The sequence below is a fragment of the Actinomadura sp. NPDC000600 genome, from assembly GCF_040492135.1.
Lineage (GTDB): Bacteria > Actinomycetota > Actinomycetes > Streptosporangiales > Streptosporangiaceae > Spirillospora.
The window spans coordinates 75,207-88,394 of record NZ_JBEUPD010000030.1 but is presented as its reverse complement, the minus strand read 5'-3'; the positions used below and the strand labels follow the sequence as shown (position 1 = coordinate 88,394).

The following is a 13,188-nucleotide window of genomic DNA, read 5'->3' as shown; positions in this document are numbered from 1 at the left end:
TTCCCTATGCGGCTTGGCGGCTCTGCACCGCGCGGCGCACGACCGTGGCGGTGAACACCGCCGCGGCCGCGGCCACGAGCGCGAGCGCCACGAGTCCTGCGGCGTACGAGCCGTAGCTTCCGTAGACGAAGCCCATCACCAGCGGCGGGACGAATCCGCCGAGGCCGCCCGCGGCGCCGACGACGCCGGTGACCGCGCCGACCTTGCTCACCGGGGTGAGCTGCGCGACCAGCGCGAACGTCGCGCCGCTGCCGGCGCCGAGCGCGGCGGCCATGGCGAGGAACGCGATCGTCCCGAGCGGCATCAGCGGGGGCGCGGACGCCTGCGCCGCCGCGCCCGCCACCGTCACGGCGAGGGCCGCGGTCATCACCCGGGCCGCGCCGATCCGGTCCGACAGCCATCCGCCGACCGGGCGCATCACGACGGCCAGCAGGACGAAGCCCGCCATCCGGTTCGCGGCGTCCGCCTGCGACAGCCCGTACTCGGTCTTCAGATATGTGGGCAGATACACCGAAAACGCAACATAGCCCCCGAAGGCCACCGCGTACAGGGCCGACATCTGCCAGGTCACGCCCATCCGGACCGTCGCGACCAGCCGCTTGGCGAGCGGCTCGGTCGGCGCGGTGCGCCCCGGGGCCTCCCGCAGGACGAGCCACGCGGCCGCCGCGTACACGGCGAGCAGCACGGCCATCACCACGAACGGGAACTCCATCCCGTACCGGTCGACCTCCTTGACGGTCGTCAGCGCGCTGATCGCGGTGCCGCCCATCCCGGCGCCGAAGATCCCGACCGCCAGCCCGCGCCGCTGCGGCGGGAACCAGGCGTTCACGAACGGCACGCCGACCGCGAACGTCGTGCCGGCGATGCCGAGGAAGAACCCGCCCACCAGCAGCGACGCCAGCGACGAGGTCCCGGCCAGGCCCAGGTAGAGGACGGGCACGATGGTGAACAGCGAGACCGCCGGGAACATCACCCGCCCGCCGAACCGGTCGGTCAGCGCGCCGACCGGGATCCGCCCCAGGGAGCCCACGACCACCGGCACCGCCACGAGCAGCGACTGCTCGAACGACGACAGGTCCAACGAATCCTTGAAGCGCGGGCCGAGGGGGCTCAGCAGCGCCCACGCCCAGAAGTTGACCGCGAACCCGATCGTGGCCATGACCAGCATGACCATGGGCCGGCCGCCGTCACCGCCCGCCCCGGTCTCCGCGGGGCCGGCCACCGCCGCCCGCCGTGTCCCACTCACCGTGTCCCCTGCCTCCGTCAGCCCGATTTCGGGGGGCCTTCCCCTCGCGTCACGCGGATAACCATGATCGGTTTCCGCCGCTTCACCCTCGTGGAGCGCGGTGACGCGCGGTAGGGACCTTGGTCCCGACAAAGGCCCCGCGAGGACGCGGGAGCCCGGCGACCGGCGGCGCCCGCGATGACCTACCGTTGTCACCGTGACCGACCATCGTGAGCACGGCGAACTGGTGGAGGCGCTGCGGGCGGCCGGGGTCAGCGGGGTGGACGACTCGGCGCTCGCGCGCTCCATGTACTCCTCGGACGCCTCGCTGTACCGGGTGCCGCCGAAGGTCGTGGTGACGCCCCGTGAGGCCGAGGAACTGCCGACCGTGCTGGCGGTCTGCCGGGACGCCGGGGTACCGCTCACGATGCGGGGCGCCGGGACGTCCATCGCGGGGAACGCGGTCGGGCCGGGGGTCGTCGTCGACGTGAGCCGGCACCTGAACCGGGTGCTGGAGATCGACCCCGAGGCGGGCACGGCGCTGGTCGAGCCCGGCATCGTGCAGGCGGACCTGCACCGGCAAGCGGCCGGGCACGGGCTCCGGTTCGGGCCCGATCCCTCGACCCGGACGCGGGCCACGCTCGGCGGGATGATCGGCAACAACGCGTGCGGGTCGCGGGCGCTCGGCTACGGGCGGACGAGCGACAACGTGCTCGGCCTCGACGTCGTCACCGGATCCGGGGAGCGGCTCCGGCTGGGCGACGTGCCGGGGGCGCGCGCGGACAGCGTGCTGCTGGAGCGGCTGCGCGGCCTGGTGGGCGAGAACCTGGCCCTCGTCCGGACGGAGTTCGGGCGGTTCGGGCGGCAGGTCTCCGGATACTCCCTGGAGCACCTCCTGCCGGAGAAGGGGTTCGACGTCGCCCGGGCGCTGGTCGGCAGCGAGGGGACCCTCGCGCTGACGCTCGCGGCACGGGTGCGGATGGTCCGGGAGCCCGCGCACCGGGCGCTGGTGGTGCTCGGGTACGGGTCGATGGCCGAGGCGGCCGACGCCGTCCCGGCGATCCTGCCGCACGGCCCGGTCGCGTGCGAGGGCCTGGACTCGCGGATCGTGAACGTCGTGCGGGAGCGCCGGGGCGCGGGCGCGGTCCCGCCGCTGCCGTCCGGCTCCGGCTGGCTGCTGGTGGAGCTGGCCGGGCCCGAGACCGGGGCGCTGCGCTCCACGGCCCGCGAGATCGTCGCCGCGTCCGGCTGCGCCGACTCGGCGCTCGTCGAGGACATGGCGCTGGCCGACGCGCTGTGGCGGATCCGCGAGGACGGCTCCGGGCTCGTCGCGCGCACGCCCGCCGGCGAGCAGGCCCACGCCGGGTGGGAGGACGCGGCCGTCCTGCCCGAGCGTCTCGGCGCCTACCTGCGGGAGTTCGAGGCACTGCTGGCCGGCTACGACCTGTTCGGCGTCCCGTACGGGCACTTCGGCGACGGGTGCATCCACGTCCGGATCGACTTCCCGTTCGGGCGGGCCGACGGGACGCGCGTCTTCCGCGACTTCCTGAACGACGCGGCCTCGCTGGCGGCCCGGCACGGCGGCACCATGTCCGGCGAGCACGGCGACGGGCGGGCGCGCAGCGAGCTGCTGCCGCACATGTACTCGGCCGAGGCGCTGGCGCTGTGCTCGGCCGTCAAGGACGTCTTCGACCCCGACGACCTGCTCAACCCCGGCATCATCGTCCGTCCGGCGGCCGTGGACGCCGATGTGCGCGCCGTGCAGACGATCCCGCTCGACCGGGGCCTCGCTCTCGCCTACCGGGACGACCGCGGCGACCTGTCCCGAGCGGTGCACCGCTGCACCGGCGTGGGCAAATGCCGCGCCGACAACACCGGCGCGGGCGGCGTGATGTGCCCGTCCTACCTCGCGACCCGCGAGGAGAAGGACTCCACGCGCGGACGGGCCCGGGTCCTGCAGGAGGTCGTCAGCGGCAAGCTCGGCCCGGACGGCTGGCGCTCCGAGGCCCTGCACGACGTCCTCGACCTGTGCCTGGCGTGCAAGGGCTGCGCCTCCGACTGCCCGACCGGCGTCGACATGGCCTCCTACAAGGCGGAGGCGCTGCACCGGCGGTACCGGGGGCGGATCCGGCCGCGCTCCCACTACGCGCTCGGCCTGCTCCCCCGCTGGACGCGGCTCGCCGCCCGGGCGCCCGCGACGATCAGGGCGGTGAACGCGGCGCTGCGGTCGCGGGCGCTGAGGCCGCTGCTCGCCTGGGGCGCCGGCATCGACCGGCGGCGGACGCTCCCCGCGCTCGCGCCCGTGACGTTCCGGCGCTGGTTCGCCTCCCACCGCAGCCCCGAGGGCCGCAACGGCGACGTCGTCCTGTTCGTGGACAGCTTCACCGACGCCTTCTCCCCGGAGGTCGGCCGGGCGACCGTGCGGGTGCTGGAGCACGCCGGGTACCGCGTCACGGTGACCGAGCGGCCCGTGTGCTGCGGGATCACGTGGATCTCGACCGGGCAGCTGGACGGCGCGCGGGCGCAGGCGCGGCGCACCGTGCGGGCGCTGCTCCCCCACGTCCGGCGCGGCGCCAGGGTCGTCGGCATGGAGCCGTCCTGCACCGGGGTGCTGCGGTCCGACGCCGAGGAGCTGCTGAGGGGGGTGGACGCGGCCGCCGCGCGCGAGGTGGCCGCCGCGACCCGGACCCTGGCCGAGCTGCTCGCCGAGACCCCGGACTGGACGCCGCCCGACCTGTCCGGCGTCACCGGGATCGCGCAGCCGCACTGCCACCACCACGCCGTCATGGGCTGGGCGAAGGACGCCGACCTGCTGAGGGAGGCGGGCGCCGACGTCGAACGCCTCGGCAACTGCTGCGGGCTGGCGGGCAACTTCGGCGTCGAGCAGGGGCACCACGAGGTGTCGGTCGCCGTCGCCGAGCAGCAGCTGCTCCCGGCCGTCCGCAGGACCGGGGACGACGGCGTGGTCCTGGCCGACGGGTTCAGCTGCCGCACGCAGCTCCGCGAGCTGGCGCACCGCGACGGCGAGCACCTCGCCCAGCTGCTGGCCCGCCGCCTGCCGGAGCGCTGACCGCCCGGCGCGCCCGGCCGTCCGGTCGGCCTAACCGCCCAGGGTGCGCGACAGTGTCAGGGCGGCGGTGTGGACGGCCGGGGCGACCGCGGCGAGCCGCATCCGGGTCGCCCAGCCCGACACCGACAGGGCGCCGAGGACCAGGCCGTCAGGGCCGAGGACGGGGCTGGCGGCGCAGACGATCCCGCGGCCCGACTCCTCCCGGTCGTAGGCGACGCCCTCGCGCCGGATCGTCTCCAGCTCCCGGGCGAGCAGCCCCGGCGCGGTCACGCTGCGCTCGCTCGCCTTGACGAGATCGGACTCCAGCACGCGCTTCACCACGTCCGGCGGGGAGAACGCGAGGATCGCCTTGCCCACCCCGGTCACGTGCGCGGGCAGCCGCCCGCCCACCTGCGACGGCAGCCGCGGCCCGCCGGAGGAGCCGAGGATCTCCACGTACACGACCTCGCGGCCTTCCAGCACCGCGAGGTGGACGGTCTGGCGGGTCGCCTCCCGCAGGTCCGACATGTACGGGACGGCGGCGTCCCGCAGCACCCGCTGGCGCGGCACCCGCTGCCCGATCTCGAACAGCCGCAGCCCGAGCCGCACCCGCGTGCCGCGACGCTCCAGCAGCCCGGCGTCCACCAGGTCGAGGGCGATGCGGTGCGCGGTCGACTTCGGCAGGCCGCTGCGGCGGGCGAGCTCGGCGGCGCCGAGGCCGTCGTCCTCCGGCCGGAACGCCGACAGCACCGCGACGACGCGGCGCAGGAAGCTCTCCTCGGACGGGACGGGCGGCATGGAAGAAGTGTCCCACCACGCGGGACGGGCGCGTTGCCCGCGGTGCCCCCGGCGGGAGAGGCTCGGCCTGCCCATACGACGAAAGGACGGCCCCATGGACCCGGGTTCCGTGGAGAAGGCCGCGGCCGCGCTGCTCGACGCGTACGCCACCGGCACTCCCATCTCGCCGCTGACGAAGGACCATCCGGACATGTCGGTGGCCGACGCCTACGCGGTCCAGCTCGCCCAGGTCGAGGCGTGGAAGGCCGCCGGCGCGCGGATCAAGGGCCACAAGGTCGGGCTGACCTCGGCCGCGATGCAGCGCCAGATGGGCGTGGACCAGCCGGACTTCGGCGTCCTGCTGGACACGATGTTCCTGCCGGAGAGCGCCCCCATCGACACCGGCCGCTTCCTGCAGCCCCGGATCGAGCCGGAGATCGCGTTCGTGCTGGGCCGCCCGCTGGCAGGGCCCGGCGCCACCGCGGCCGACGCGGTCGCGGCCGTCGAGTACGTGCTGCCCGCGCTGGAGGTCATCGACTCCCGCATCGCGGACTGGAAGATCACTCTCCCGGACACGATCGCGGACAACGCCTCCAGCGGCGGCGTCGTGCTCGGCACCCGCCCGGTGCGGCTGGACGACCAGGACCTGTCGCTGATGGGCTGCCTGCTGCGCCGCGACGGCGACCTGATCGACACCGGCGCGGGCGGCGCGGTCCTCGGCTCGCCGATCAACGCGCTGGTCTGGCTGGCCAACGTCCTCGGCGAGCGCGGCGTGAGCCTGGAGGCCGGGCACGTGGTGCTGCCCGGCTCGATCACCGCGGCCGTACCGGTCGCGCCTGGGGAGACACTGACGGCGACGTTCGCCGGGATCGGTTCTGTGACCGCCCGGTTCGGAGAGGAGGGTCAGGCATGAGCGAAGCGACCCGGGGGGCGCGGGGGGTCGCCCCCTCGCAGGGAACAGGCATGAGCAGGTTGACGGCGGCGATCGTCGGGCCGGGGAACATCGGCACCGACCTGCTGGTCAAGCTCCAGCGCAGCGAACTGATCGACGTCCACTCGATGGTCGGGGTGGTGCCGGAGTCCGACGGCCTGGAGCGCGCCCGCAAGATGGGCGTCCCGGCGTCGGCGGAGGGCGTGGACTGGCTGCTGAAGCAGCCCACGCTGCCCGACATCGTGTTCGAGGCGACGTCGGCGAAGGCGCACCTGGCCAACGCGCCCCGCTACGAGGAGGCGGGGATCACGGCGATCGACCTCACGCCGGCCGCGACGGGCCCCCTCGTGTGCCCGCCGGTGAACCTGGACTCGCTCTCGGACGCCCCCAACCTCAACATGATCACCTGCGGCGGGCAGGCGACGATCCCGATCGTGCACGCGGTGTCGTCGGTGGTGCCGGTGCCGTACGCGGAGATCGTCGCCTCGATCGCGTCCCGGTCGGCCGGTCCCGGCACCCGCGCGAACATCGACGAGTTCACCGAGACCACGGCCCGCGCGATCGAGCAGGTCGGCGGCGCCGGGCGGGGCAAGGCGATCATCATTCTGAACCCGGTGGACCCACCGATGATCATGCGGGACACGGTGTTCTGCGCGATCCCGTCCGACGCCGACACCAAGGCGATCGCGGAGTCGGTCGAGAAGATGGTCGCGGAGGTCGCCGCCTACGTCCCCGGCTACACGCTGCGGGCCGAGCCGCAGTTCGACGAGCCCCGCGACATCTGGAACGGGATGGCCCGCGTCGCGGTGTTCCTGGAGGTCCGCGGCAACGGCGACTACCTGCCGCCGTGGGCCGGCAACCTCGACATCATGACCGCGGCCGCCGCCAGGGTCGGCGAGCAGCTCGCGCGCAGGAAGGCCTCCTCATGAGTGAAGCGAACCAGGTGAGCGACGTCAGCGAAAAGATCCGGATCACCGACTCGACGCTGCGGGACGGCAGCCACGCGATGGCGCACCGCTTCACCGAGGAGCAGGTCCGCGGCGTCGTGCACGCCCTGGACGCCGCGGGCGTCGAGGTCATCGAGGTCACCCACGGCGACGGCCTCGGCGGGTCGTCCTTCAACTACGGCTTCTCGCTGGAGGACGACGTCAAGCTCGTCGCCGCCGCCGTGGACGAAGCGACCCGGGCCAAGATCGCCGTCCTGCTGCTGCCGGGGCTCGGCACGGTCAACGACCTGAAGATGGCGCACGACGCGGGCGCGTCCGTCGCCCGGGTCGCCACCCACTGCACCGAGGCCGACGTGTCGCTGCAGCACTTCGCCGCCGCCCGCGACCTCGGCATGGAGACCGTCGGGTTCCTCATGCTGTCGCACCGGGTGGGGCCGCAGGAGCTGGCGCGGCAGGCCCGGATCATGGTGGACGGCGGTGCGCAGTGCGTCTACGTTGTCGACTCCGCCGGCGCCCTCGTCCTCGGCGAGGCGCAGGAGCGGATCAGCGCGCTGGTCAAGGAGATCGGGCACGAGGCGCAGGTCGGCTTCCACGGCCACCAGAACCTCTCGCTCGGCGTCGCCAACTCCGTCCTGGCGCAGCAGAACGGCGCGCGGCAGATCGACGGGGCGCTGTGCGCGCTCGGCGCGGGCGCGGGCAACTCCCCCACCGAGGTGCTGGTCGCGACGTTCGAGCGGCTCGGCGTCCCGACCGGCGTGGACGTGCAGGGCGCGATGGCGGCGGCGGACGACGTGGTGAAGCCGTTCCTGCACCGGCTGCCGTTCGCCGACCGGGGCGCGATCACGCAGGGGTACGCGGGCGTGTACTCAAGCTTCCTGCTGCACGCAGAGCGGGCCGCCGAACGCTACGGCGTCCCGGCGCACGAGATCCTGCAGAAGGTCGGCGAGGCCGGCTACGTGGGCGGCCAGGAGGACATGATCATCGACGTGGCGCTCCAGCTCGCCGCCGAGCGGGACCGCAAGGCCTAGCGCGGGTCATACCGCGAGGGGGCTGCGGTCCAGGTCGTCCAGCAGGGCGCGGGGGTCGTCGTAGACGGCCGCCGCGCCCGCCTCCTCCAGCTCGGCGCGGCTCCAGCCGCCGGTGAGCACGCACACGCACGACATGCCCGCGCGCTGGGCCGCCTCGACGTCCCAGCGGGTGTCGCCGACGAACACGGCCTTCGCGGCGGGCACCCCGGCGCGCTCCAGGGCGAGCTGGACGAGGTCGGGCGCCGGCTTGGTCACCTCCACCTCCGAGCCGGAGGTGGCCTCGTCGATCGCGTCGTCGGCGTCCAGCGCCGCCCGCAGCGCCTTCAGCTCGGGCGCGGCCGCGGAGCTGGCCAGCACGACGCGGCTCCCCCGCCCGGCGCAGGCCCGCAGCAGGTCGGCGGCGCCGTCGAACGCCCGCAGCCGCGACCAGTACTGCGCGTACAGGGCCGTGTGCGCGGTGCGGATGCCGTCGTCGGCGTCCGGGTCCCGGTCCTCCGGGAGCAGGTGGTCGAGCAGCTTGTCCGAGCCCATGCCGATCGCCCGGTGAACGTCCGCCATGGGGACGGTGTGCCCGTGCTGGAGGAACGCCTGCCACCAGGTGGCGGCGTGCAGGTAGTTGGTGTCGACCAGCGTGCCGTCGACGTCGAAGAGCACCGCATCGATCATGCAGCGGCCCCTACCCCGTGCGCCCCCGGGGAATCGGGGCCCGCGCCGATCTCGATCGGTTGCACGGTGCAAGCGTTGGGATAGCGTGGCGTGATGACCCACGAGGAGCCCCGCGCGTCCACACCCCGCGGCCTGGCACGCCGGGAGCAGCTCGTGGGGATCGGGCTCGACCTGCTCGCCGAGGGCGGCTGGGCCGCGCTGACCGCCCGGGCGGTCGCGGACCGGGCCCGGATCCGGCCGGGGCTGCTCCACCACTACTTCAACGGGCTGCCGGGCCTGCACGTCGCCGTCGCGCAGCGGGCCAGCGAGACGATCGTCGACCCGGTGGTGGACGCGCTGGTCGCCGCGCCGGACGCGGCGGCCGCGCTGCGGGTGCTGCGCGAGCGCGTCCTGGCCATGCTCGCCGGCGAGCGCAACCTCAGGCTCACCGCCGAACTGCTGGTCCGCGCGCTGCGCGACCCGCGGATGGGCGCCGAGCGGCGGGACTGGGCCCGGGACGTGCGGGCCCGCGTCGCCGCGCGGCTGGAGCATCTGCGCCCCGGCTGGCCCGCCGAGCGCCGCGAGGGCACCGCCATGCTCTTCACCGCCGTGCTGGACGGCCTGCTGCTCCAGCTGATCATCGATCCCGACCTGCCAACCGACCCGGCCCTGCACGCGACCGAGGCCCTGGTCGCCGACCGCTGACCGCCGCTCAGTCGTGCCGCGCAGGGACGATCGCGACGGCCCTGCGGGCCTCCCGGAGGATCGCCGTGCTGGTCGTGCCGAGCGGGGCGATCCCGGCGCCCCGGTCGCCGAGCACCAGCAGGCCGGCGTCGTCCGCCGCGTCGAACAGCGCCTGCAGGGGGCGCTCCAGCAGCAGCGAGACCCGGATGTCGAGCTCCGGGTACCGCTCGCGCCACGGCGCGACGGCCGCCTCCAGCTCGGCGGCGCGCGTCTTCTCCAGCAGCTCCCGGTCGTGGAACAGCGCCAGCTCGGCCGCGTCGACGGCGGCGGGCTCCCAGCAGGCGTACAGCACGCGCAGCTCCCAGCGGCGCAGCGCCGCCTCCGCGGCGGCGAAGCCGAGTGCCGGGTCGCACCACGTCGACCCGTCGGCGCCCGCCACGACCCGGCGCGGGCCCGCGCCGTCCTTGACGACGACCAGCGGGCGGGACGCCCCCGCCGCGAGCTCCAGCGCCGCCGCGCCCTCCTCCAGCCGCTCGGGCGCCCCGACCACCATCAGCTCCGCATCGCGGGACTCGTGCAGCAGCGCCTCCCGGGCCGGGCCGCGGACGAGGCGGCCGCGCACCGTGCCGGTCGCCCCCAGCTCCCGGGCCCGGCGCCTGCCGCGCTCCAGGAGGTTCCGCCCCGCCCGCATCATGACCGCCTCGGCGCGCGGGTCCCGGTGCTCCTCCGGGTAGGGCCAGTGCCAGCAGTGGCACAGCACCAGGTCGACGCCGCGCAGCCGGGCCTCCTCGATCGCCCAGCGCAGCGCCGTGTCGTTCTCCGCCGTCCCGTCGTAACCGAACAGGACGTGCGCTCGCCCGTCCCTTTCCACGCCCTCCATGTGCCTGCCCTCCTCCTGCCAGTCTGCGCGCTCGCCGCGCGCACAAGAAGAGGCGCGTACCCGTCCGCTTTCGGAAGCGATTACTGTCACGGGCGAAGGAGGAGGCAATGACAAGGCTTGGACGGGTTCGTCGCCGTTTCGGGTTCGACCGCAACGATCTGCGACGCGGGGTCGACCGCCGCCAGCGGGCGGCCGGGGTCGCCGCCGTGCTGCTGTTCACGGTGCTCGCCCCGCCCGCGTCCGTGCTCCTGGCCGCCGACGCCTACCGCAGCGGCGTCCGGGCCGAGCACCGGAACGTCCACCGCATCACGGCACAGATCACCCACACGGAGTCCGAGGGCGGCGCCGGCGTGCGCCACACCTACGCCGAGCTGGCCTGGACGTCCGTCGACGGCCGGACGCGGACCACCGTCGTCCCGGCCGACAAGTCCGTCAGGCCGGGCATGGGGCAGCGGATCTGGGTGGACGCCGCGGGCAACCCGGTCCGGCACCCGCAGACCCGCGCCGCCACCGTCGCCACCACCGCCGTGGCCGCGGCCGCGGCGGCCGCCGCCACGGGGATCCCCCTGCTGGCCGGCTACTTCCTCGTCCGCCGCCGCTGCGACCGCCGCCGCGACGCCCTCTGGGACGAGAGCTGGACGAGCCTGGCCCAGCACGCCTGATCCGTTCCCCAAGCGGCCCCCATTTCCGGGTCACGGCGACCGCTCCGAGACGATCTTCACCGCTCCCGGGGGTAGGCCGAGGGCATCTGACCTCGGGGGAAAGGGGAGGCCGTGTTCAGGAGGATCGCGGCGGAGCTCGTGGGCACGCTGCTCCTGGTCTACTTCGCGGTGGGCGTCGCGACGCTGTCGTTCGGCTTCGGCGTCGCCGGCCGGAGCCTCGCGGCGGGCGTCGTCGCGACGGCGCTGGCCTTCGGCCTGGTGCTGCTGGTCCTGGTCTACGCGATCGGGCCGATCTCGGGGTGCCACATCAACCCGGCCGTCACTCTGGGCGTGCTGCTCGCCCGCCGGATCCCGCCGGTCGACGCCGTCGGCTACTGGATCGCCCAGTTCGTCGGCGGCATCCTGGGCGCGCTGCTCCTCTGGGCGACCTTCTCCGGCTCGCCGCTCTACGAGCGCTCCGTGACCGGCCTCGGCGCGGACGGGTGGGGCGCCGCCAGCCTCATCCGCATCGACATGGGCGGCGCGTTCCTCACGGAGGTCGTGCTGACCGCCCTGTTCGTGTTCATCGTGCTGTCCATGACGAGCACGGCGGCCATCCCGTCCGTCGCCGGGGTCGGCATCGGGCTCGCCCTCACGACCGTCCACCTCATCGGCATCCCGATCACGGGGACCTCGGTCAACCCGGCCCGCAGCCTCGGCCCCGCCGTCGTCCTGGGCGGGACGGCCCTGTCGCAGGTGTGGCTGTTCATCGTCGCGCCCCTGGTGGGGTCCGTGGTGGCCGCGGCGCTGCACAGCTTCGTCGGTCCGCCGGAGAAGGAGACCCCGCTCCCGCCCGTCGAGGAGACCCCCTAGCCCGGCGGCAGGCGGTTCAACAGGCAGAGCGGGGCGCGGCTCAGTCGGTGCCGGACTCCATGGCGGCGCGGTCCAGGACCTCGGCGTCCCCGGAGTCCTTGCCGCGGGAGGCGATCATCTCGGCGCCGCCCGCCGGCATCGCGCCGATCAGCCCGGTGGAGGCCGCCTGCGCCGCGCCGATCAGGCGCGGGTGCGAGCTGCCGACCATGCCGAGCCCGGCGTACTGCTCCAGCTTGGCGCGGGAGTCGGCGATGTCGAGGTTGCGCATGGTCAGCTGCCCGATCCGGTCCACGGGGCCGAAGGCGGAGTCCTCGGTGCGCTCCATGGACAGCTTGTCGGGGTGGTAGCTGAACGCCGGCCCGGACGTGTCGAGGATGGAGTAGTCCTCGCCGCGCCGCAGCCGCAGGGTGACCTCGCCGGTGACGGCCGTCCCGACCCAGCGCTGCAGGGACTCGCGCAGCATCAGGGCCTGCGGGTCGAGCCAGCGCCCCTCGTACATGAGCCGGCCGAGCCGCCGCCCCTCGCTGTGGTAGGTGGCGAGGGTGTCCTCGTTGTGGATCGCGTTGACGAGCCGCTCGTAGGCCGCGTGCAGCAGCGCCATGCCGGGCGCCTCGTAGATGCCGCGGCTCTTGGCCTCGATGACGCGGTTCTCGATCTGGTCGGACATGCCGAGGCCGTGCCGCCCGCCGATGGCGTTGGCCTCCAGCACCAGGTCGACGGCGGACCCGAACTCCTTGCCGTTGATCGTGACCGGGCGGCCCTGCTCGAAGCCGATCGTGACGTCCTCGGCGGGGATCTCCACCTGGGGGTCCCAGAACCGGACGCCCATGATCGGCTCGACGGTCTCGATGCCGGCGTCGAGGTGCTCCAGCGCCTTGGCCTCGTGGGTGGCGCCCCAGATGTTGGCGTCGGTGGAGTAGGCCTTCTCCGCGCTGTCCCGGTAGGGCAGGCCGCGCTCGAGCAGCCATTCCGACATCTCCGTGCGGCCGCCGAGCTCGCTGACGAAGTCGCCGTCCAGCCAGGGCTTGTAGACCAGCAGGGACGGGTTGGCCAGCAGCCCGTACCGGTAGAACCGCTCGATGTCGTTGCCCTTGAACGTCGAGCCGTCGCCCCAGATCTGGACGTCGTCCTCCAGCATCGCGCGGACCAGGAGGGTCCCCGTCACGGCCCGCCCGAGCGGCGTGGTGTTGAAGTAGCTGCGGCCGCCGGACCGGATGTGGAACGCGCCGCACGCCAGCGCGGCGAGCCCCTCCTCCACGAGGGCGGCCCGGCAGTCGACCAGGCGCGCGACCTCCGCCCCGTACTTGGCGGCGCGGCCGGGCACCGAGGCGATGTCGGGCTCGTCGTACTGCCCGATGTCGGCGGTGTAGGCGCACGGGACCGCGCCCTTGTCGCGCATCCACGCGACGGCCACCGAAGTGTCGAGGCCGCCGGAGAAGGCGATCCCGACGCGCTCACCGACGGGCAGGGAGGTCAGCACTTTGGACATGAGCACAAGTATGCACGCT

The 13,188-nt window shown here is 74.4% G+C and carries 12 protein-coding genes; 7 read left to right on the top strand and 5 right to left on the bottom strand.

What is annotated here, in order from left to right; genetic code table 11:
* Positions 1–4 precede the first annotated feature (4 nt).
* Positions 5–1,246, bottom strand: a complete 1,242-nt coding sequence (locus ABWI07_RS33155) for an MFS transporter (protein WP_353820975.1) — start codon at positions 1,244–1,246, stop codon at positions 5–7.
* Between the two features lie 286 nt (positions 1,247–1,532).
* Between ABWI07_RS33155 and ABWI07_RS33150 the strand changes: the two genes are divergently transcribed.
* Complete coding sequence (locus ABWI07_RS33150) at positions 1,533–4,295, top strand: FAD-binding and (Fe-S)-binding domain-containing protein (RefSeq protein WP_502912876.1); 2,763 nt, start codon at positions 1,533–1,535, stop codon at positions 4,293–4,295.
* Between the two features lie 30 nt (positions 4,296–4,325).
* Here ABWI07_RS33150 and ABWI07_RS33145 read toward each other — a convergent pair whose 3' ends face one another.
* Complete coding sequence (locus ABWI07_RS33145; RefSeq protein WP_149264644.1) at positions 4,326–5,072, bottom strand: IclR family transcriptional regulator; 747 nt, start codon at positions 5,070–5,072, stop codon at positions 4,326–4,328.
* 94 nt (positions 5,073–5,166) lie between these two features.
* Between ABWI07_RS33145 and ABWI07_RS33140 the strand changes: the two genes are divergently transcribed.
* The 3 genes from ABWI07_RS33140 to dmpG are packed head-to-tail and all read left to right on the top strand — an operon-like array spanning position 5,167 to position 7,957.
* The gene (locus tag ABWI07_RS33140; protein ID WP_149264643.1) at positions 5,167–5,964 is read left to right on the top strand and encodes a 2-keto-4-pentenoate hydratase; all 798 of its coding nucleotides are present in this window, start codon (positions 5,167–5,169) and stop codon (positions 5,962–5,964) included.
* Between the two features lie 50 nt (positions 5,965–6,014).
* Positions 6,015–6,911 (top strand): acetaldehyde dehydrogenase (acetylating), encoded by an 897-nt coding sequence (locus tag ABWI07_RS33135; RefSeq protein WP_149264642.1) that lies wholly within the window; start codon positions 6,015–6,017, stop codon positions 6,909–6,911.
* On the top strand, positions 6,908–7,957 hold the full coding sequence (gene dmpG, locus ABWI07_RS33130; RefSeq protein ID WP_149264641.1) for a 4-hydroxy-2-oxovalerate aldolase: 1,050 nt from the start codon (positions 6,908–6,910) through the stop codon (positions 7,955–7,957). The genes ABWI07_RS33135 and dmpG overlap by 4 nt, the downstream gene beginning before the upstream one ends.
* A gap of 6 nt (positions 7,958–7,963) precedes the next feature.
* Here dmpG and ABWI07_RS33125 read toward each other — a convergent pair whose 3' ends face one another.
* Entirely contained in the window at positions 7,964–8,623 is a 660-nt protein-coding gene (locus ABWI07_RS33125) for an HAD family hydrolase (RefSeq protein WP_353820973.1), read from the bottom strand.
* A 93-nt stretch (positions 8,624–8,716) separates the two neighbouring features.
* On the opposite strand from ABWI07_RS33125, the gene ABWI07_RS33120 reads away from it, so the two are divergent.
* On the top strand, positions 8,717–9,307 hold the full coding sequence (locus tag ABWI07_RS33120; RefSeq protein WP_353820972.1) for a TetR/AcrR family transcriptional regulator: 591 nt from the start codon (positions 8,717–8,719) through the stop codon (positions 9,305–9,307).
* 7 nt (positions 9,308–9,314) lie between these two features.
* Here the strand turns inward: ABWI07_RS33120 and ABWI07_RS33115 are convergent, their stop codons facing one another.
* Positions 9,315–10,166 (bottom strand): universal stress protein, encoded by an 852-nt coding sequence (locus ABWI07_RS33115; protein ID WP_149264639.1) that lies wholly within the window; start codon positions 10,164–10,166, stop codon positions 9,315–9,317.
* Between the two features lie 107 nt (positions 10,167–10,273).
* Here ABWI07_RS33115 and ABWI07_RS33110 point away from each other — a divergent pair, with 107 nt between their 5' ends.
* Together ABWI07_RS33110 and ABWI07_RS33105 are read left to right on the top strand one after the other, a co-directional pair.
* The gene (locus ABWI07_RS33110) at positions 10,274–10,828 is read left to right on the top strand and encodes an Rv1733c family protein (protein ID WP_149264638.1); all 555 of its coding nucleotides are present in this window, start codon (positions 10,274–10,276) and stop codon (positions 10,826–10,828) included.
* 111 nt (positions 10,829–10,939) lie between these two features.
* On the top strand, positions 10,940–11,680 hold the full coding sequence (locus ABWI07_RS33105; RefSeq protein ID WP_149264637.1) for an aquaporin: 741 nt from the start codon (positions 10,940–10,942) through the stop codon (positions 11,678–11,680).
* A gap of 40 nt (positions 11,681–11,720) precedes the next feature.
* Here the strand turns inward: ABWI07_RS33105 and argG are convergent, their stop codons facing one another.
* Complete coding sequence (gene argG / locus ABWI07_RS33100; protein WP_149264636.1) at positions 11,721–13,169, bottom strand: argininosuccinate synthase; 1,449 nt, start codon at positions 13,167–13,169, stop codon at positions 11,721–11,723.
* Positions 13,170–13,188 lie beyond the last annotated feature (19 nt).

What these genes read in the sequence shown, in the direction of transcription:
- ABWI07_RS33150 (WP_502912876.1), top strand. Translation starts at nt 1,533, where the DNA reads ATGTACTCCTCGGACGCCTCGCTGTACCGGGTGCCGCCGAAGGTCGTG.
- ABWI07_RS33145 (WP_149264644.1), bottom strand. Translation starts at nt 5,072, where the DNA reads ATGCCGCCCGTCCCGTCCGAGGAGAGCTTCCTGCGCCGCGTCGTCGCG.
- ABWI07_RS33140 (WP_149264643.1), top strand. Translation starts at nt 5,167, where the DNA reads ATGGACCCGGGTTCCGTGGAGAAGGCCGCGGCCGCGCTGCTCGACGCG.
- ABWI07_RS33135 (WP_149264642.1), top strand. Translation starts at nt 6,015, where the DNA reads ATGAGCAGGTTGACGGCGGCGATCGTCGGGCCGGGGAACATCGGCACC.
- dmpG (WP_149264641.1), top strand. Translation starts at nt 6,908, where the DNA reads ATGAGTGAAGCGAACCAGGTGAGCGACGTCAGCGAAAAGATCCGGATC.
- ABWI07_RS33125 (WP_353820973.1), bottom strand. Translation starts at nt 8,623, where the DNA reads ATGATCGATGCGGTGCTCTTCGACGTCGACGGCACGCTGGTCGACACC.
- ABWI07_RS33120 (WP_353820972.1), top strand. Translation starts at nt 8,717, where the DNA reads ATGACCCACGAGGAGCCCCGCGCGTCCACACCCCGCGGCCTGGCACGC.
- ABWI07_RS33115 (WP_149264639.1), bottom strand. Translation starts at nt 10,166, where the DNA reads ATGGAGGGCGTGGAAAGGGACGGGCGAGCGCACGTCCTGTTCGGTTAC.
- ABWI07_RS33110 (WP_149264638.1), top strand. Translation starts at nt 10,274, where the DNA reads ATGACAAGGCTTGGACGGGTTCGTCGCCGTTTCGGGTTCGACCGCAAC.
- argG (WP_149264636.1), bottom strand. Translation starts at nt 13,169, where the DNA reads ATGTCCAAAGTGCTGACCTCCCTGCCCGTCGGTGAGCGCGTCGGGATC.